The sequence below is a fragment of the Photobacterium sanctipauli genome, assembly GCF_003026495.1.
In the GTDB taxonomy this organism is placed as follows: domain Bacteria; phylum Pseudomonadota; class Gammaproteobacteria; order Enterobacterales; family Vibrionaceae; genus Photobacterium; species Photobacterium sanctipauli.
On record NZ_PYMA01000010.1, the window covers coordinates 104,432 to 123,955 of the forward strand.

At 51.8% G+C, this 19,524-nt stretch carries 14 protein-coding genes and 9 tRNA genes; 8 read left to right on the top strand and 15 right to left on the bottom strand.

Annotated features, from left to right (window positions below):
• Window positions 1-25 precede the first annotated feature (25 nt).
• The 3 genes from C9I98_RS15885 to C9I98_RS15895 form a co-directional block, all read right to left on the bottom strand.
• Window positions 26-101: transfer RNA gene (locus C9I98_RS15885), tRNA-Phe, on the bottom strand.
• 136 nt (window positions 102-237) lie between these two features.
• Window positions 238-864: a glutathione S-transferase family protein gene (locus C9I98_RS15890; RefSeq protein WP_107272202.1), complete on the bottom strand. Its 627-nt coding sequence runs from the start codon at window positions 862-864 to the stop codon at window positions 238-240.
• A gap of 92 nt (window positions 865-956) precedes the next feature.
• Window positions 957-2,279: a lytic polysaccharide monooxygenase gene (locus C9I98_RS15895; protein WP_036819647.1), complete on the bottom strand. Its 1,323-nt coding sequence runs from the start codon at window positions 2,277-2,279 to the stop codon at window positions 957-959.
• A 357-nt stretch (window positions 2,280-2,636) separates the two neighbouring features.
• Between C9I98_RS15895 and C9I98_RS15900 the strand changes: the two genes are divergently transcribed.
• The 5 genes from C9I98_RS15900 (at window position 2,637) to C9I98_RS15920 (ending at window position 11,280) form a co-directional block, all read left to right on the top strand.
• Window positions 2,637-4,691, top strand: coding sequence for a prolyl oligopeptidase family serine peptidase (locus C9I98_RS15900; RefSeq protein WP_081878887.1), 2,055 nt, complete (start codon window positions 2,637-2,639; stop codon window positions 4,689-4,691).
• A gap of 102 nt (window positions 4,692-4,793) precedes the next feature.
• Window positions 4,794-6,938 carry a TonB-dependent hemoglobin/transferrin/lactoferrin family receptor gene (locus C9I98_RS15905; protein WP_107272203.1) on the top strand — a complete coding sequence of 715 codons (2,145 nt, stop codon included), beginning with the start codon at window positions 4,794-4,796 and terminating at the stop codon, window positions 6,936-6,938.
• A gap of 8 nt (window positions 6,939-6,946) precedes the next feature.
• The gene (locus C9I98_RS15910) at window positions 6,947-9,220 is read left to right on the top strand and encodes a proprotein convertase P-domain-containing protein (RefSeq protein WP_036822616.1); all 2,274 of its coding nucleotides are present in this window, start codon (window positions 6,947-6,949) and stop codon (window positions 9,218-9,220) included.
• 18 nt (window positions 9,221-9,238) lie between these two features.
• Entirely contained in the window at window positions 9,239-10,699 is a 1,461-nt protein-coding gene (locus tag C9I98_RS15915) for an Lcl C-terminal domain-containing protein (protein WP_036822618.1), read from the top strand.
• Window positions 10,700-10,710: 11 nt separating this feature from the next.
• Entirely contained in the window at window positions 10,711-11,280 is a 570-nt protein-coding gene (locus C9I98_RS15920) for an Lcl C-terminal domain-containing protein (RefSeq protein WP_051902197.1), read from the top strand.
• Between the two features lie 42 nt (window positions 11,281-11,322).
• Here C9I98_RS15920 and C9I98_RS15925 read toward each other — a convergent pair whose 3' ends face one another.
• The 12 genes from C9I98_RS15925 to mutY form a co-directional block, all read right to left on the bottom strand.
• Window positions 11,323-12,948 (bottom strand): methyl-accepting chemotaxis protein, encoded by a 1,626-nt coding sequence (locus C9I98_RS15925; protein ID WP_036826151.1) that lies wholly within the window; start codon window positions 12,946-12,948, stop codon window positions 11,323-11,325.
• Window positions 12,949-13,368: 420 nt separating this feature from the next.
• Window positions 13,369-13,444: transfer RNA gene (locus C9I98_RS15930), tRNA-Asn, on the bottom strand.
• A gap of 104 nt (window positions 13,445-13,548) precedes the next feature.
• A tRNA-Phe gene (locus tag C9I98_RS15935) sits at window positions 13,549-13,624 on the bottom strand.
• Window positions 13,625-13,679: 55 nt separating this feature from the next.
• Window positions 13,680-13,755 (bottom strand) — tRNA-Thr (locus C9I98_RS15940).
• A 10-nt stretch (window positions 13,756-13,765) separates the two neighbouring features.
• A tRNA-Asn gene (locus tag C9I98_RS15945) sits at window positions 13,766-13,841 on the bottom strand.
• A gap of 42 nt (window positions 13,842-13,883) precedes the next feature.
• Window positions 13,884-13,959, bottom strand: a tRNA-Phe gene (locus C9I98_RS15950).
• A 32-nt stretch (window positions 13,960-13,991) separates the two neighbouring features.
• Window positions 13,992-14,067, bottom strand: a tRNA-Thr gene (locus C9I98_RS15955).
• A gap of 48 nt (window positions 14,068-14,115) precedes the next feature.
• Window positions 14,116-14,191: transfer RNA gene (locus C9I98_RS15960), tRNA-Asn, on the bottom strand.
• Between the two features lie 42 nt (window positions 14,192-14,233).
• Window positions 14,234-14,309: transfer RNA gene (locus C9I98_RS15965), tRNA-Phe, on the bottom strand.
• A gap of 129 nt (window positions 14,310-14,438) precedes the next feature.
• Complete coding sequence (gene mltC / locus C9I98_RS15970; RefSeq protein WP_036818178.1) at window positions 14,439-15,572, bottom strand: membrane-bound lytic murein transglycosylase MltC; 1,134 nt, start codon at window positions 15,570-15,572, stop codon at window positions 14,439-14,441.
• 111 nt (window positions 15,573-15,683) lie between these two features.
• Window positions 15,684-15,956 carry an oxidative damage protection protein gene (locus C9I98_RS15975; RefSeq protein WP_036818176.1) on the bottom strand — a complete coding sequence of 91 codons (273 nt, stop codon included), beginning with the start codon at window positions 15,954-15,956 and terminating at the stop codon, window positions 15,684-15,686.
• Window positions 15,957-16,052: 96 nt separating this feature from the next.
• Window positions 16,053-17,117 carry an A/G-specific adenine glycosylase gene (gene mutY / locus C9I98_RS15980; protein ID WP_036818173.1) on the bottom strand — a complete coding sequence of 355 codons (1,065 nt, stop codon included), beginning with the start codon at window positions 17,115-17,117 and terminating at the stop codon, window positions 16,053-16,055.
• A 169-nt stretch (window positions 17,118-17,286) separates the two neighbouring features.
• Here mutY and trmB point away from each other — a divergent pair, with 169 nt between their 5' ends.
• The 3 genes from trmB (at window position 17,287) to C9I98_RS15995 (ending at window position 19,503) form a co-directional block, all read left to right on the top strand.
• Window positions 17,287-18,024 carry a tRNA (guanosine(46)-N7)-methyltransferase TrmB gene (gene trmB / locus C9I98_RS15985; RefSeq protein WP_036818171.1) on the top strand — a complete coding sequence of 246 codons (738 nt, stop codon included), beginning with the start codon at window positions 17,287-17,289 and terminating at the stop codon, window positions 18,022-18,024.
• Window positions 18,025-18,115: 91 nt separating this feature from the next.
• Window positions 18,116-19,036 carry a glutaminase B gene (gene glsB / locus C9I98_RS15990; protein ID WP_036818169.1) on the top strand — a complete coding sequence of 307 codons (921 nt, stop codon included), beginning with the start codon at window positions 18,116-18,118 and terminating at the stop codon, window positions 19,034-19,036.
• 50 nt (window positions 19,037-19,086) lie between these two features.
• Window positions 19,087-19,503, top strand: coding sequence for a hypothetical protein (locus tag C9I98_RS15995; RefSeq protein WP_107272204.1), 417 nt, complete (start codon window positions 19,087-19,089; stop codon window positions 19,501-19,503).
• Window positions 19,504-19,524 lie beyond the last annotated feature (21 nt).

Below are 19,524 nucleotides of genomic sequence, written 5' to 3' on the forward strand. Positions count from 1 at the left end.
CACCATTTACTTCAAAAGGAAGTGATGGTGCCTCGAGGCGGAATCGAACCACCGACACGAGGATTTTCAATCCTCTGCTCTACCGACTGAGCTATCGAGGCAACGGGGCGCATTAAAAAGGTTTTCCTGCTTTCCGTCAACGGTTTTTTGCCAAAAAAGCACTAAGTTTGTCTTTTTTGGTCTGATTGCTCGGTTTTTGTGCTTTTTGGCGGCGGGGGAAATGCAAACCGGGCTTTGCTAGCTATCGATCAGTGCTTGTTGTTCGACGGCTAGCGCCCGGGACAAGGCCGGCCGGCGGCTTACATGTTGGCGATATTCTTCTAATGCGGCAGGCAGTTTTTGGTCAAACTTTACCGCCCAGTTCAAGGTGTGGGTGAGCAGAATATCGGCAATGGTGGGAAAATTGCCAAGCAGGTACTCTTTGCCTTTAACCCTAGTTTCAGCTGTTTGCAGTGCCTTCTTGAATTCCCAGGCGGCGACCGGGAGCATTTCCGGTAAGCGGATTGACTCCGGCAAGGCAAAGCGATGCTTGCCCATGCTCCACAGTGGCTGCTCAAGTTCCGTGGTTATGAAACTGACCCACTCGTGGTGCTTGGCTGAATCGGCGGTTCCGCACTCAGGTAGCCAGTGTGCGCCATACCTTTCAGCAAGGTAGTGGCAAATAGCAGAAGACTCGGTGATCACCACAGCGCCGTCAATTAAGCAGGGAACCTTGCCGTTGGGGTTTAAGGCGAGAAACGGTGAGGCGCGATGCTCTCCCTTTGAAAAATCAACTAGATGGTATTGCCAGTCGATACCTATTTCTTCCAGGAGCCAAGAAACCCGAAGCGAGCGGGTGCGGGGGTAGCCATATAAAGCAATCATCGATCATCCCTGAGTGAATTAGATGCTACCCCTAAATCTAGCTTAAAAAAGGCCATTAGGGTAATGGCCTTGGTTGGGTTTTTATCGGGCGACTAACGTTGTTGCCACGGGCCGTTGGGGGTTGTGGGCGTATCTCCCTTGGTCCACCACTTTGCCTGATAGCTATTGCCCTGGTAGGTAACGCTATCGCCAGCTTGATAGGCGAGATCCGGATTCCAAGCCTGGGCACTGCCATCGCCTTGCAACAGCCATACACTGGCAGCGCCGGGTTGCTCGCCTTTGGTCCACCATTGGGCGGTATAAGTCTGCCCTTGGTAGGTGACGGTATCACCCGCATTGTAAGCCTTGCTTGGTGACCAAGCCGTGTTGCCAACCGGTGGCTGGGTTGGCTCTGACTTGATCTCAAGCCTGAAGCTATAGTCGGGATCGGCGAGGTAGACCGCGTTGGCATACAGATCCGACGGATCAAAAATGATCGCGCCGCCTGCGGCTGGGGTGCCGATCAGCGCTGCTGGTGACGGGGTAGCATTGATCGCAAGGGCTAACGATTCGGCCCAAACCGCCTCGCTTTGGTTATTGGCCGATATGGCTAGCTTTTCAAAAATCAGCTCTTGGCCCTGCGCATCGAAAACCCTGAACCAGACGGTATCGCCGCTATTGGCGTCGGTGGTTGGTTGAAGAAGGGAGCCTGCCTTGGTCCATGTCGCTGGCGGCTCTGGTTGGTTTGGATCGCCGCCAAAGCTGATATCGCTACAGTTGTAAAACCCTTCACCAGCGGGATCGATACGTTGCCAGCGGCTGTAAAGCACCGCATCCCCCGATCTGCCGGTAGGCAAGGTGACGGGAATTTCATAGTACTTCAAGCCGTTGATCAGGGTGGTGGGGACGTTTCCTGCTTCGTCGATGAGTTCCAAATCGGCCCAGGTGAGCACTTGGCTAGCGCTATCGAATCCCGGCTTAGAAAGGTAAAACTGCCAAAAACTGGGGTTGTGCGGGGTTTCTGCGCGGTAGCGGATGGTGATTTGGTTGCTGGTGTCGAGGGCAACGGCGGTTTTTTGCCAAGTCGGCGAGGGAAGATCTACGCCTGACTTTTTGCTGTCGGCCGCCGAGCAGAGGGCACCATCAGGCACTGCAAGCTCGACTGCGGCTTGGTTGCGGTAATCCGAAACCAGCCGGGCAAATTCCGGCTTCTGCACAAAGGGATACCAACCTGACTCGATGAAAGCGGCCCGGCATGCGGTATTGGGTATTTGCGAGCCGTCGCTGGCTCCCCAGTAGCCGCCGTCTTGGGCGCAAATTTCCTGTCTTGCTGCTGGATATTCCATATAACCATGGGCAAGGGCGGTGCTGCTATAGCCGATACAAAACAGTATGGGGCAGGCAAACCAGATGCGTGATTTTTGCTTGTGTGTCATTGTTCTTTTTCCTGTCGTTATCCGTCTTGGTTTTTTTAGTTGATAGGAAAAAAACTGTCTTGCCGAGGTCTACATTTCCCTGCTGGAATCTGCATATTTTCGGCAGGTATCAATAAGCTAAGCCACACTTTTCACACAAAGACATATTCATGCGATCGATAATTGGTTTGTTTTTTAATCGCGGAGTGTATTCAAATGCTGTTTTTATTGTGACTGGTATCACAAAACCGGCTTGCTAATTTTCAATAAATGCAAATGATAATTGATCTCATTATTGTTTGGGTGGATTATGCCCGCGCTACGGGCATATTAATGCTCTGTTTATAACGATTAGAAGTTGTGCGTTGCGGGTTGAAGATGAAGTTAGAACGGCTCAGTTTGGTCTTGTGTGGTTGTAGTTTGCTGATGGGAGGAGTGAATGCCTTCGCCCAAGCTGCTGAAGAGCAAAATAAATATCAATGGCTTAGGGATGACAGTCGTCAATCCGCGCGTGTTATCGCTTTCCTGCAGCACGAGAATAAACGTAGCCACGATAATTTAGCCTTGCAAGCACCGCTTGAAGAGGAGCTTGCAGCCGAATGGCGTTCGCGCCAGCGCATTGCATCTCAAAACCTTTGGTTGAGAGTTGGGGCTTTTGAATATCAGCTTGTTAATGATGGTAAGCAGTACGGTATCGCCCGCAAACCTCATGATAAAGTGAGTGCGGCAACAATTATCGATCTGGGCAGCCGGGCAGAGCAAAGCAAGTACTACAATTTGGGGGCATGGCGTGTCAGCCCCGATCATCGCTATATCGCCTTGGCGGAAGACCGCCGAGGTGATCGCAATTATCAAATATCTATATTCGACACCCAAGAGGGGACTTTCTTTGAGAAAGTGCTTTCCAATGCCAGCACCGACTTGGTGTGGGGAGCAGATAGCCAATCGCTGATTTGGGTTGAGAACGAAGCAAAGACTTATCGCCCGTACCGTGCGAAACAGTGGTTTGTATCGAGTCGAGATAGCAAGGTTTTGTTTACTGAGCCTAGCCTGGACTGGCTGGTGTCAGTTTATGCATCGGCGTCAAAGCGACATGCAATTATTCAAAGCAACAACCACAATACCAGCGAGCAGCGGATCCTCGAACTATCGACAGGCAAACAGCTTGGCGTGATCCGCCCCCGTGAAGACGGCATAGAATACTATGCCGATCTGCGCCAAGATAAAGTGTTTATTTCTAGCAATATCAGCGGTGCATTCGCGCTATATCAAACAAGCGTATCGCGAATTCCTGCTCCTTGGACGCCGATATGGCAATTGGACGAGGGCCAACACCTAAAGAATTGGTTCCTGTACCCAAGCCACTTGGTACTAGAAGTTGCGACGCAACAGAAAAGCGAGTTGGTGATCTTGGATCAGGCGTTGGAGGTTGCCCATCAGCATGAAATTACGCCTCCTGGCGGTGTGGCTTGGTTGTCCAGCAATGGGCAAAGTGATGAAAATAGTGTGCTGATCCGTTCGATGTCGATGGCGCAGCCGGCCAAATGGTTACAATTCGATCTGGATGATTTTAGCCAGTCAACCCTAAGCCAAGATAGCTATACCAACTTTGATCCGCGCTTATACCGCAGTGTGCAAATCATGGTTGAGCATGAGGGCGTGAGTATCCCCGTATCGATAGCCTATCGCCACGATCGCCTTAATGCCAAATCGCCAGTGGTGCTTTATGGCTATGGTGCCTATGGCACACCGATGCGCCCGTATTTTATGCCGCAAATAATGAGCCTGCTCGATCGCGGTATGATCTATGCCATTGCCCATGTGAGGGGCGGCGGGTTCCTTGGTCCTGATTGGTATCAACAGGGCAGGGGGGTTAACAAGCCAAACAGTATTCTTGATTTTATTGCTGTCGCACAACAAATGAAGCTTTACGCGCAGGGAGATAACCGCCCGGTATTAGCCATGGGCGGTAGTGCGGGCGGCACGCTGGTTGCGGCAGCAATTAATGCACAGCCACAATTGTTTGCTGCGGCTGTTATGCAAGTACCGTTCGTCGATGTTGTCGCCACCATGTCTGATCCGGAGTTGCCGCTGACGAGGCAAGAATACGCGGAGTGGGGGAACCCGAATGTTCCAGAGCAATTGGCGATAATGCGCCAGTACAGCCCAGTCGACAATATACGCCACCAGTCCTACCCGCCAATGCTGGTTACAGGTGCGCTCCATGATAGCCAAGTTCCCTATTGGGAGCCTGCCCGCTGGGTTGCGAAGGTTAGGGATTTCAGTTTGGCTAAAGGCCCATACTTGCTGTTGACCGATATGGATGGAGGCCACCTTAAGGATCGCCGCCTCGCTCGCCAGCAGCAAATCCGCGAATATGCCTTTTTGATCCATCAGGCTGAAACAGCCGAAGTTTTCAGACCGCCGCAGTAATCCATTCCCACCGGAGATTTAAATCCGGCTGCTTTGCCAGCAGCTGGAGGGCGACCTATTGCCTTTATTCCAGATAAATAACAACAGATATAACGGAGAACCATGATGCAGCTTAAGCCACTCCCCCTGGCTTTATTGGCTATTTTGCCAATGGCACAGAACAGTTTTGCAAGTACGGATGTGACTGAGTTTGAGCCTGTGATCGTAACGGCCAACAAAGTAGAGCAACCACTGTCGAAGACCAATGGCTCGGTGGCGGTTATCACCAGTGAGCAAATTGAGCGAGAGGGGGCAACTGAACTTTATGATGCCCTAGTGCATGAACCAGGAGTGAGTGTGACGGGCGGGGCCGGGCGGCCGCAAAATATTGTCATTCGCGGAATGACGGGCAATCGAATTGCAGTGGTAAAGGACGGCGTCCGGGTTGCCGATGGCTATGGTGCTAATGACATTAATGATGTTGCCGGCAGAAACAGTTTTGATCTTGGCGATGCCAAGCAAGTAGAGGTTGTGAAGGGGGCTGGTTCGTCGCTTTACGGCTCGGGGGCTATTGGTGGGGTGGTGGTTATCACCAGCAAGGCCCCGGGGGATTATCTTGGCAAGGAAGATGGTTACCTGGGCGTTGAAGCCGGTTATAGCGGTATCAGTGACAAGTACACATCTGCCGTTACTGCTGCCAAACGGCTCGGGGCCACGGAAAACCTGCTACGGCTAAGTTATTGGGATGGCAACGAAACCAGAAACTATGACGAAAACCTCTATTTAAGGAAAGTAGAAGGTTATAGCGCGGCATTGACCAGTGAGTGGTTTGTCGGCAATAGCTGGATGCTAAAAGGTAAGGCTGAATATTATCACCAGAATATGGTGAGGAATGAAGGTATTCCTCCCGTCCAAGAAGATGGCAAGGGCTGGTATTCGAAATCCTTCCATGAAGATTCTGATATCAACAACTTGCAGCTCAAGGTTGGGGCTGACTGGGAAGGAGATAGCTGGTGGGCAGAGCAGGCAGAACTGAGCCTCTATTACCGCCATACCGAAAACCAGGGTGATAAAGACATCATCATGGAGCGCGAGCAGGAGGGGCTGAAATACAAGCGCAGCCAAGTTGAAACCCGTAGCTTCACCGATAGCCTGTATGGCGCAACGGCAGAAATGCAAAAGCCATTTATGATGGGCGGTAGCCAGCATACCGTTGCATGGGGAGTACAGTTTGAATGGCTTGAGCATGAAAGGCCGATCACCAAAGCACTGTATGACTGGAACGGCGATCGTGTTGACAGCTATGCCCCTTTTGCCGCGGCGACAACCAAGCGGGCTGGCGTGTATGTGCATGACGTGATCGAAATGGGAGCTTGGACGGTGACACCAAGCCTGCGTTTTGACTACCAGCACCTTTCGCCAACCAGTGACGATACGATTGGTGATTTTGAACTTGAGTCATCAAGCAGCAGCGAGCTTTCGCCAAGCCTGTCTGTGGGCTACCAGTGGACCGAAGCATGGAATAGCTACCTTAGCTATAGCCATGGTTTCCGCGCGCCATCCTATGACAAGTCTTACGGTTACGTCCCCCACCTTTCTAGCGGCATAGCGAATTTTGTGATTAAGCCCAACCCGGATCTCAAGGCCGAAACTAGCGATAACTTCGAATTGGGCAGCAAATATGATGATGGGCGCGTATCTGTATATGCCGCGGTCTTTTACTCCATTTTCGACAATTTTATCAGCAACCAGACTGTCGGCTGGAATGACGAGCTCAAGGCATCAGAAGTTCAATACCAGAATCTCGATGGTGTGAAAACGTACGGTGCTGAGCTGACCGGTGGATATTGGTTTAACGATAACTTTCAGTTAGTGAGCAAGATTGGCGTTGTCGACGGTGAAGATGAGCAGGGCGATCCAATTCGCACCCTGACTCCAATCGAGGGTAATACCCAGCTTAATTTTCAAAATGACAAACTGGATGCATTTTTGCGCGTCAATTATGCCGGCTCGATGGATCGCACACCAAGTTGTTACAGCGAATTGGGGATCAAGGAAGAATGTGCTGCGACCTCCGGTTGGGTGACTGCCGATCTTGGTCTGAGCTATTACCTTATTCCAGATCTGCGCTTGAGTGCGGCGGTATTCAACTTGTTCGATAGCGAGTATACCCGCTATCAGGATGTGGCTGGCATGTCGGCTGCGGATACCCGTTACTCTTCTGAGCCGGGGCGCTATTTCAACATTAATGCAAAATATAGCTTCTAGGTGCCGTGATGAAAAAAATGATAGTTGCGGTTGCCATTGCCGCATGGCTGCCCGTGGTTGGGCAAGCGACAGAGCCTCACTTGGTGTACCCGCTGCAAACGCAGCAAATTAACGATGAAGATGACGCGAAGATCTATATCCAGACCCGCTATCCGGCTACCGATAGTTTGTCGCACCGTTATACCAAGCGCAGTTTACTCGGGCGCCACTACAATTTTGTTCAACTAAACCCTGAGGGAGAGCCATGTGCTGGCTCGATTGTTGTTTCTGTTGATAACGACGGCCAGTTATACCGCCTGTTCAACAACCTAACAGCTGATCCCGCGGCTTGCGAGGTTAGTACCCCGTTACCTCCAAGGCCTCACCAGCTGCTAGTACCGCCAAGCGGCGAGGCTGCCGAGGCCTCGATGCAGGTGTTTGACCCTGATCCAAGAACGTCGACCGGGCAGGCGCTCGAAGAGGGGCACAGCAATGTCGACAATATCTATATACCGGCTGAAGCATACAGCTTAGCTCAGGGGATCGCTGTCACCCTATCTGGCGGTAAGCTGTACCTCGCCAACCCACGGGTGGTGGCCGTTGATATCGAGTCAATGGTTGAACTCGACCTGGGGCCGTTGCAAGGGCTGGTATCTGTCGAGAGTGGTAGCGATTTTATCTTTACCCGCGATCAACACGAGTTCCGCGATGTTAATGCCTTCTATCACCTGGATCATTCTCTGCGTTACCTCGAAGACCTTGGCTTTACAGGGGAGCTAGCCCTGTTCGATGCGCCGCTGAAAGTTGATGCCCAGGGGCAATCGGCTAATAACTCAACTTACCTAGATGATGTCGAAATATTAGCGATGGGAGTCGGAGGGGTACCTGATAGCGAGGACGGCGACGTGGTCTTGCACGAGCTTGGACATGCCATCAACGGCAGCTTGGTGCCAGATTGGCAAGGCGGCGATAGTGCCGGTATTGGAGAAGGGTTCAGCGATTATTGGGCCGGTGCTTACAGCTATTGGGTGCAAAGGAACCGGAGCGAGAAGTTTGAGCTAGACATCTTTGCTAACTGGGATGGGATTGCCGGCGCAATGAAGTCACAGCGTTCGCTCAACGATAGTGATGCCCGCTATTCCCCCGAGTTTGACTACCGTGCCCACGTTTCGGTGCTGGGGACGCTGAGTGATCAATTGTGGTCAACGCCTCTATTCCAAAGCTTGAAGCAGGCTGTCCAACACCACGGTGAGGCGGCATTTGATGAGTTAAACCGAAGTATCCTCGAAGGGTTTGCCGGCATGGGGGATGGCGTGAAGATGTATGATCTTGCTCGCTCTACTGTTGATGCGGCAGCTCGGCTCTATCCGGATAAGACCTACGCCAGTATTTTAGAGCAGCATTTCAAATACCACCGGATTATCCGCGATGAGGTCGAGCTGGTGGCTTCATCTTCTGTGATATCAGCCAATGACAATGGTTCGGTGAGCTTACCTGCAATGCTGGTAAACACCAGTGGACACCTGCTGGACAGCTTCAGGGCGGTGCTACATAGCCCCGAGCTGAATTGGCAGCATGAGATGAGTGTGAAGCCTGTCGCAGAGGGGGGAGCCCACCTTCTCATGGCGGATATTCCTTTGCCTGATTCATTGCAATGTGGGGCCAAGGTATCGCTGAATGCCAGCATCACCACAGCGCGAGATAGCGCCCAGCAGTCACGCACAAGTGAGCAGCAGCTGAGCTTTGTTTACGGCCAGCCGGTACTAAAACTTGGTACGCAGCAAGTCGAAAGCGTGCTTGCAGACGCCCGGCTTTCTCCGCAGGGCGATAAGTTATTGCTGGGCGAAAACCTCTATGCGCTCAAAGTCGATACCGGTGCGGTAGCGCAGGATTTTGCCATCTACCTTTCGCTAGAACACCGTCGGCTTTCTGATTTGAATGTGGTACTGCGCACCCCTTCAGGAAGCAGTATCAGCTTGCTTAACTATCAGGCAATCCCAGTGTCGGAATATGAATACTTGTTTACCGTCGATAGCCTTCCTGCTTTGGGAGATTGGCTAGGGCAACCCATGTCCGGTAACTGGACATTGGAAATTACCGACAGGGTTGAAGGAGAAGCGGGCAAGTTGATCAGCTGGGGAATTGGCCCGCTTAAAGGATATCAATGTAACAACCACTCAGAAGAAAATAAGGAGATCACACCATCCGTTCCCGGATCCTCTGGGGGGAGTATCAACCTACTTACATTGTTGGCCGCATTGATGCTGGCCGCGGTAAGAAGCACACGCAAATACACACAATAAAAGAAGAGATATAACAAGATGAAAGCAAAACAGTTAGCCGTATTACCGGTTGCCATTGCCCTAGCCTTGAGCGGGTGTGGTGGTTCAAGCGATAGCGATAGTTCTGCAGGGGGCACTGAGCTGACCTATGAAGTAGAAGCGATGCTAGCGGCTGAAAATGTTGATTTACCGTTCACGGCCTGCGCCGATTTAGATCGTAACTGGCAGTGCGACAGCAACGAGCCGAAGACGGAATCAAGCCAGCAGACATTTAGCCTAGAAAGCACCGATATCAAGGTCAAGACCTCACCTCTATTGGTGCAGGGAAATTTGGTTGGTGGTGCACTGGCTGCGAAGAGTTCAGGCCAGGACAACATCCTGCTAGCGACCCCCGCTGTGGGGGAGAGCCGCGATTACCAAATCAATGGAATCACGACAATGGTCGTCGGTGAAATGCTGCTTGGCAGCAACCAAGCGCAGGCAGAGGCGCAAGTTAAAGCCAACCTAGAAGCGATGGGGCTAAGTGTGCCAACCGACCTATTGACTAGCGGCAGCGAAGCTCAGTTAGCCGAGGTGGATCAACAGATCGTCAATGTATTGTCCCGAATGACAAAGCGTACCGAGAGCTATGACACTTTGGTGGCAGGCACCGCCAAGGGGTTGAGTATTTATGGCGATGACATCAAGGCTGGCAACTTGAGTGATGCGCAACTTGAAGAGTTGGCGGAATTAGGAGCAATTGCCAACCGCCCGGCCAACGATACCGGCTTAACCAAGCACCTCAACCTGACAACTGGCGAGTTTAGCGACCAGCCTGATAGCGGTGCGCCCGGCCAGGATGCTGAGTATGGCTTGGACGCTACTGATGGTGGGTTTAAATTCACCAAGCTGGATGAGAGCGGGCAGGCCATGCCGGATGACAGTGAAAATTGGTACTGCATTGCCGATGAGCGAACTGGGCTGGTTTGGGAGCGTAAGGAGGCAAATGCTTCGTCCTACCGCGATAAAGGACGCCTCTTCGCCTATGAGTCTAGCTCCCATAAGCCCCACCAAGCCGCTTTGGACATCGCTTCTTGTGCAAGCGACAGTGTTACGGCTTGCACCACTCTTGAATATATCGAGGAGATGAACAAGCAAGGGTATTGCGGTAAAACGAATTGGCGCCTGCCGACGCTACACGAGCAATTTGACCTACTTGATTTTGGTGAAACGACAACAGACGAGGCCGGCAATGGCTATGGTCTGAGTAACCAATTCTTTGACGATCTGGTTCTTGGCGGGGAAGACTTGCCGTATGGCATGTATTGGTCATCAACCGCATTACGCTCCGACCCGGGGTATACCTCAGGCAAGCAAATTCCGCTGCTAGCTCAGATGACAAATGTTGATGATAGCAATTCCCTTGGTGAGATCTCAGCGGGTTACTCACTGTGTGAAGATGGGCAAGCGGAAGAGTGTATTTCGCCAACGGTTCTTACCGTTCGTTTGGTTGCAGAATAAGGAGCAAGATCATGATGAAGAAAACAAGTATGGCGGTGGCGTTTGCCTTGGTATTTTCAGGGCAGGCTATTGCGGCGATGCAATCTTGCTACACCGACGAGGCCGGCAGTACGGCAGATATACGCTTCCAAGATAATGGCGATGGTACGGTGGTCGATCTGCAAACTGAACTGGTTTGGCGCCGATGCTTATCGGGGACGACATGGAACCAAGCGACACAAACCTGCGATGGCGAGCCTAGCGGGTTCAAGTGGAAATCGGCTTTATTTCATATTGAGCATAACGAAAAGTCGTCGGGCTACGGTGGAGTCACCAACTGGCGAATGCCCAATATCAAGGAGCTATTCAGCCTTCGTGAGGTGGCTTGTATTTCGCCAGCGGTAAACCTGAAGGCATTCCCTGGTTTTATTCGCAAAGAAGAGGATATGTGGGCGCTGACATCGACGGTTTGGTCTTCGACGGCAAACCTCCAGACCCAGGATGTTCCCAGCTTTGGCCTAAACGATGGCTTGGTTACCCACTTTGGTTTCCAAGATTATGAGCTGGGTGTTCTGCTGGTGAGTGACGGGGAAGAGCAGTAGGGGAAAACCGCAGCCGCCAGGCTGCGGTTTTTTGCTGGTTAGTTAGCTATGGATAGTAAAGCGGCTTACCCAGCTCTTGAGTTCGGCAGCTAGCTGAGCCAGGTTTTCGGTGCTGTTGTGGCTTTGGGTGACAACCTCGCCGAGTTGGCGGCCGCTGTCGTCAATCATGTTTATTCTCTCAGAGATATCATGGCTGACATGGGTTTGTTCGGCAGCAGCGCTGGCGATGTGGTGGCTCATCTGGGTGATTGACTCCAATGAATTCACGATGTGCCCAAGCGCAGCGGATGCCTCCTGAGATTGCTCAACGGTTGTTTGGCTAGTGGTTGCACAAACCCCCATGGTTTGGATGGCATTTTTCGATGCGCTTTGGAGGTTGGCAATCATTTGCTGGATTTCTTTGGTGCTGTTTTGGGTGCGCCCGGCTAGGTTGCGAACCTCATCGGCAACAACGGCAAAGCCGCGCCCTTGCTCACCGGCCCGTGCTGCCTCAATGGCTGCGTTCAAGGCCAGTAAGTTGGTCTGCTCGGCGATATCGCCAATCACTTCCAGTACCTTGGCGATATTATTTACATCGGTATCCAAAGCCGATACGGCCTGGCTTGCGGTATCTAGCTCCTGGGCCAAGCCGGCAATCTGATCAACCGTGGTCGTGATCAATTGCTGGGTACGTTGGCTTTCCTCGTCGGCATCTTTGGTGCTGGTGGCGCTCTCGGTCGCTGCATCGGCAACATTGGCGTTGGATGAGGCCATTTCAGTCATTGCTGTGGCTATCATCTCGGTCGATTGCTGCTGGGTTTCGCTCAGGCCTGCAATTTGGCTTGAACGGTGGCGGGCTTCATCCAATTCGTGGTGCAGCGCATGCATTGACTGTTCGAGGTTTTGCACCTGTTGGGCGAGTGACAGGCTCATTTGCTGAACAGCGTAATACAGGCTGTCACGGGGCGGTTGTACATTAAATTGGGTATGGATTTGACCATCGGCGATAGCTTGAACGGCATTGCGAACATCACTTGGCTCGCCGCCAAGCAAGGCTAGCATGCGCTTAATCGCGATAATTAATATCGCCAAGATAGCAGCAGCAATTGCCAAGCACAGGAGCAGCTGCCATTGTGCGGTTGACCAGAAGCGGGCATTTACTTCTTGGTAGCCGATCCCGGTACCGACGACCCAACCCCATTCCGGTGTTTTCTTGGCAATCGACAGTTTTTTCTCGATGCTGCCGTCAGGCAGTTGCTGGTGCCAAGTGTATTCAACCAGTTGGTTGCGGCTATTGCCCAATACGCGTTGGATCAGGTGGCCGATGCTGTTGCCGTCGGCATCTTTGAAGTCATTGAAACTGGTATCGTGCAATTGCGGATCAAGCGGGGCGGCGACGAAAGTCATGTCGGCATCGACGACATATACGTATTCGTTGTCTTTGTAGAGGTTGTTGCGAAGCAGGCGCTTTGCCATGGCCTGGGCTTCGGATTTTTCCAATGTGCCATCGAGCGCCATTTTCTCCACCTCGGTGAGGATGCTGTAGGCGCTATTGAATACTTCGGTGACTCGCTCTTTGTTGTCAAAGTTGCTCGCGATACGCAGGGACCATAGCCCGGTGGCACTGATGCTAACCAGCGCAAGCAGGATAATCGCTGACAGAGCAAAGGCTTGATGCTTCAATTTCATAGTCGTTTAATTATTTTGTATAGTTTATTAAGTTTGTCGGTACTTATAATGTTTTGCTCGTATGTTGTAAAACAAAACAGTCAAAAACTTGACTGAAGTGGTTAAACCGATGCGGGGGAGAGCGTTTTAGCCAGTGATTATTCCTAAATGGCATAAGTGGCGGAAATAGATAACCTGAAATTTTTGGCTGGAAAAAATGGATTGGTGGGGGAAGGGCGGCCAGCTCTGTGACAATTACTTGGAACAAGTAAGTCGCAGTTTATATAAGAAAAAAGCCAAGTCTTTCGACTTGGCTTCTTAATGTGGCTCCCCCTGGCGGGACTCAACGTGGCCGACTAGGTCTGAGACCATGGCTTGGAACAAGCCAGTCGCAGCTTAGATACGAAAAAGCCGCGTCAAGTGACACGGCTTTCTCTAATGTGGCTCCCCCTGCGGGACTCGAACCTGCGACATACGGATTAACAGTCCGCCGTTCTACCAACTGAACTAAGGGGGAAAAATATGGTGCCTCGAGGACGGAATCGACCGCGCCCGGCTAGGGACCGACACATTATCGCGTAGCGATAACCTATCAGACCTAATTGGCATCAAATTTAAATATGGTGCCTCGAGGCGGAATCGAACCACCGACACGAGGATTTTCAATCCTCTGCTCTACCGACTGAGCTATCGAGGCAGAAGTAGCGATGGTTAAGTCTCTACTTTGCATTCTTGCCAGGCAAGAAAATAAATGGTGCCGACTACCGGAGTCGAACTGGTGACCTACTGATTACAAGTCAGTTGCTCTACCTACTGAGCTAAGTCGGCACACTAAATGTGGCTCCCCCTGCGGGACTCGAACCTGCGACATACGGATTAACAGTCCGCCGTTCTACCAACTGAACTAAGGGGGAATTATTCTTTATCTAACACGAAAACTCGTATCGGATGAATAATGGTGCCTCGAGGCGGAATCGAACCACCGACACGAGGATTTTCAATCCTCTGCTCTACCGACTGAGCTATCGAGGCAAAAGTAAAGGCTTGCTCTACTTTGCAAAAGATGGTGCCGACTACCGGAGTCGAACTGGTGACCTACTGATTACAAGTCAGTTGCTCTACCTACTGAGCTAAGTCGGCACACTTAATCTTTTTTGTGTTCCAAGCCATTGGCTCAAAACTAAAATTTGGCTCCCCCTGCGGGACTCGAACCTGCGACATACGGATTAACAGTCCGCCGTTCTACCAACTGAACTAAGGGGGAATAGCTATTGTTGCTTGCACCATTTACTTCAAAAGAAAGTGATGGTGCCTCGAGGCGGAATCGAACCACCGACACGAGGATTTTCAATCCTCTGCTCTACCGACTGAGCTATCGAGGCAACGGAGCGCTATTAAACGGTTTTTCGGCCTTTTCGTCAACTACTTTTTTCAGAAAAATTACCATCCGCGGTGCACCTGCTGGCTTTTTGTTCATAAACCGCGGCTGTGGCTATTTCCTTGTCATAGCGTCAGATTTTTCCTTGGTTGAACTCTTTCTGGAAAGCGGTCACTTTTTCCAAGTAACGGCGTGCTTCGGCATTTCGGTGCTTTTTGGTTAGCGCCCAATAGACTTGGTTAGGTTGCAAGCTATTGAGATCGTCCATTGCCCGCTTCCGGTTGCTGTGGAAAGTATTCAATACCCCGCCGGTGCCACCGTTATATGCCGAGATCATACTGTAGTGCAGCGATAGCGGATCACGGACATCCTTTAGGTAGCGGGTGCGCAGGATATAGAAGTAGGCGGTACCGGTATCGATATTCTTTGCCGGATCAAACAGGTACTCGGGGGTCGGGATCCCCGGCTTGTTTTTCACAAGCTTGAACACGTCGGCACCGGCGGTTTTTGGTACCACCTGCATCAGGCCATAGGCATTGGCGTGGCTAACCGCGTAAGGGTTGAAGCTGCTTTCCGTTTTGATAATGGCATAGATCAAGTCTTCGGCAATGCCATAGCGGCGCGATGCGTCGCGCACAATGTTGGCATACTTGTAGCTTCGCTTGTTGGCGTGATCCTCTACCATTGGGATCTCGACGTAATAGACTTGGTGGTAGCGCTCTTTGCGTTTTTTGAGCTTATTCTGGATCAGGTATTCGGAAAACTGGTTTGCCCGCCAAGACCATTCAATTGGCTTGCCGTCCTGATCAAGTACCTGGCCATAGAGGAACGGCTTGCCGTTGAGGCTGATAGGGGAGTCCGAGTACAAGTCGACACCACCCGGGTTATCCGGGGTCAGAAGGGTGTTGTTGATAGCCTCGCGCAGGTGGTTCTCTGGCTCGGTTTTCGCCACGGTTTCGACAATCACCACCCCGCGTTCAAAATCTACGTGGGCGCGGCTTTGGTAGCCGTCGGTGTATTTGACGTATTGGCGCTTACTGGCAACAAGCGAGTCGTTGTCCCCCCAATGGCGCTTAACCTGGCCGCTGAAGTTGTTCATCAGGCGGTCTAAGGCCGCGGCATCTTTGGTGAACTGCCCTGGGAGCGGCGCGAGGTTTTTAGCAAAGCGGTTGGTGGTGGTGTAGTTAACATCGTAGATCCCTTCGATGAACTCACGGCTGCACCCTGTCAGCAATAGTAGAGATAAAAGAAATACGCTAATTTTCATAGTTATAAAAAAGACATCACTTGTGATGGCACAAATGATGTCATTATCAATACCTTGGGGTAAGGGCTGAGATCAAAAAAATCAGCCGGCAAACCAAAAACGTGATCGGGCTTACTCGCTTGGCGGGGTATAGCCGTCGATAACAACGTCCTGTCCCTCGAACAGGAAGTTTACCATTTCCGTTTCCAGCAGCTTGCGGTGCTCTGGATCCATCATGTTCAGTTTCTTTTCGTTGATTAGCATGGTTTGCTTACCTTGCCACTCAGCCCAAGCTTCTTTCGAGATGTTGTCGAAGATGCGCTTGCCCAGTTCGCCCGGGTATAGTTGGAAATCCAGGCCTTCCGCGTCTTTTTTCAGGCGGGCACAAAATACTGTACGGCTCATTGAGTGGCTCCTTTAGTGATCTAACCTTCATGAGTACGGCTCTATTTATACCAGAGAGCCGAGGCCGCATCTAGCTAACCGAGTGCGGCCAAGCGGTTATTTATGATTGAGTTCGTAGCGCAGGCTCTCGAGGATCTGCTGTACCGGGGTGGCAAGGCCAATCTCCGGTGGCTGGTTAAGGTTATACCATTGACCTTGGCCGGCCTCGCTTATTTGCTCCGGCAACCGTGACAGCGTGAGCCGTACCGGTACGATATCGAGGTGATAATGGCTGAAGGTATGGCGAAAAGCGTTGAGTTGCTCGGTATCGGTAACCAACCCTTGCTGCTGGCCAAGCCGCTTGGCGACGGTAGCCGAGAGGTCGGCGTCGTCATGTTGCGGAAAACACCATAAGCCGCCCCAGATCCCGGCCGGCGGGCGCTTTTCCAACCAAACCTCATCTTGGTATTGCAAGATGGCAAACCAGGCTTGTTTTTCAGGCATGGCCTTCTTGGGTTTCTTGCCGGGGAAATCGGCTTGGCGAGCCATGGCTTTGGCTTGGCAAATATCGGCAACGGGGCAGAGCTCGCATTTTGGCTTGCTGCGGGTGCAGATCATCGCGCCCATATCCATCATGGCTTGGTTGTAGCGCTCGACGCCCTCGCTTGGGGTATTCTGCTCTGCGATCTCCCATAGCTTGTTTTCAACCGCTTTTTTTCCCGGCCAACCTTCGACCGCATAACAACGCGCCAGCGTACGTTTGACATTGCCGTCAAGGATTGGGTGGTGTTGGTTTAGCGATAGGGAAAGCACGGCGCCTGCCGTTGAGCGGCCGACGCCGGGTAGGTCGATTACCTGGTCGATATTGGTGGGGAACTCGCCGTTGTATTGGTTGGCAATGAGTTGCGCCGCCTTGTGCAGGTTGCGGGCGCGGGCGTAGTAGCCCAATCCGGTCCAAAGGTGGAGCACCTCGTCCTGATCGGCATTGGCAAGATCGGTGACGGTCGGGAAGCGGGCCATAAAGCGTTCGAAGTAGGGGATCACCGTGGCAACCTGGGTCTGCTGGAGCATGATCTCAGATAGCCAAACTTTATACGGTGTTTTTTCTAATTGCCAAGGCAGGGTTTTCCGGCCGAATTTGTCATACCACGCTAAAATGGCATCAGAGAAGGTTTTAGTCACAGAATTAAGCTCACTTTACTGACAGCGGTTGGGCCGTGTCATTATTATTGGAATCGTCATTTTGCGCTGATTGCACCACAAAGTCGTGGCTGTCGCAAACGATAGACTTGAACTTAGCCTGTAACTTTGGATAATGCCGTTCCGTTTCTTTTTTGTTTGGATATTAAGCATGAGCGAAGTTTCAAAAAAGTCAGGCGACGTTACCCTGACTGAATTTACCGAAGACGGCAAACTGGTACGCAAGATCCGTAGCTTTGTTCGTCGTGAAGGCCGTTTAACCAAGGGCCAAGAAGCGGCCATGGATAACAACTGGCCAACCATGGGTATCGACTTTGCTCAGCAGATGCTGGACTGGAAAGAAGTGTTCAACCGCGAAGCGCCAGTGGTACTTGAAATTGGTTTCGGTATGGGTGCATCGCTAGTTGAAATGGCGAAGAACGCCCCAGAGAAGAACTACATCGGTATCGAAGTACACAGCCCTGGCGTGGGTGCATGCTTGATGGGTGCTGAGGAAGCGGGCCTGACCAACCTTCGCGTTATGTGCCACGACGGTGTTGAAGTGTTCGAGCACATGATCCCGGACGGCAGCCTTGATTGCGTTCAGCTGTTTTTCCCTGACCCTTGGCACAAGGCGCGCCACCACAAGCGCCGTATCGTGCAGCCAGAGTTTGCCGAGATGCTTCGCAAGAAGCTGAAAATCGGTGGTATTTTCCACATGGCAACAGACTGGGAAAACTACGCCGAGCACATGGTGGAAGTGATGGATGCTGCCCCTGGCTACCGCAATACCGCGACGGATGGCGCTTACATCCCACGTCCGGAAGATCGCCCGCTAACCAAGTTCGAAGCGCGCGGCCACCGTCTTGGCCACGGTGTGTGGGACATGAAATACGAGCGCACTGAATAAGTCTGCTCCATTGCGGCCAGCGCCGTAAGACAACAGTTTAAGCAAGAAAGCCAACCTTTGTGTTGGCTTTTTTATCCTTGGAGAAAATGAAATGAAGCCAACAGAGCAACTGTTAAACGAAATTCTGGACGAAGTTCGGCCGCTTATCGGTCATGGCAAGGTGGCAGACTACATCCCGGCACTGGCTGAAGTACCGGCCAATAAGCTGGGTATTGCGGTGTGTTACAACGATGGCGAGATCATCCAGGCCGGTGACAGTGAAGAAGGCTTTTCGATCCAGTCGATCTCCAAGGCGCTGAGCTTGACGCTGGCGATGACGCTCTACCAGGCCAGTGAAATCTGGCCGCGGGTTGGCAAGGAGCCTTCAGGCCATGCTTTCAATTCGATGATCCAGTTAGAGCTTGAGAATGGTATTCCGCGCAACCCGTTCATCAATGCCGGTGCGCTGGTGGTGTCTGACTTGCTTCATAGCCGCCTTTCTGCGCCGCAATACCGAATGCTGGAAATGGTGCGCGAGCTGTCCTGCAACCCGCATATTGTCTACGACAAGGTAGTGGCTGCCTCCGAGATGCAGCATAGCGACCGCAATGCCTCGATTGCCTACCTGATGCGCTCGTTCGGTAACTTCGAAAACGAAGTGATGCCGGTGCTAAAAAACTACTTTAGTTACTGTGCACTGAAAATGAGCTGTGTTGATTTGGCTAGGACATTCAGCTATTTAGCAAATAAAGGGCTTCCTTTAGGCGCAAAAAAAACAATTATCAACCAAACTCAGTCTAAGCAAATGAATGCATTACTGGCGACCTGCGGTTTATACGACGGAGCCGGTGAATTTGCTTACCGTGTGGGTATGCCGGGCAAATCCGGGGTCGGTGGCGGGATCATTGCCATCGTACCTGGCGAGATGTCGATAGCGGTATGGTCACCGGAGCTGGATCCGTCAGGTAATTCACTGGCTGGAACAGCGGCATTGGAACTACTTGCTGAGAGAATTGGACGCTCGATATTTTAACGGATGAGTTTGCTCATAGATGAACGGCTGATCCTGATTTGGGGATGCGTATGTTGTTACGACACAGCCGTTTGTTCTGCTCTGCCGTTGGCTTATCGGTATTGAGCTGGATGCTGCCTGTCAGCGCGCAGGAAGTGCATGAGCCAATATGCCAGCCACAATGGCACAATGTGATGAGCCTGCAGGACGGGGCGCTGCAGCTCGAGTTGTCCGGTGAAACCTTCAAGATACAATCCAGCGGCCAGCTTTATTTTGGTATTCACAAGGTAAAGCTCAACCCTGAGCAGACTGCAGCCCTTGCCGATTACCACAAGCTGATGCTTGATGATCTTCCCTATACATTATCCCACTCGCAATTGATTGATGACGAGATGTGCGACCGTGTCGCGGTACGCCAGGCCAAAGAGCATGAGATCCAGTCATTGATCCCGGCGCTAAACCGCTGGCAGAGCGTCACGCTGGAGTAGTGCTACTCGTGATGGGCGCAT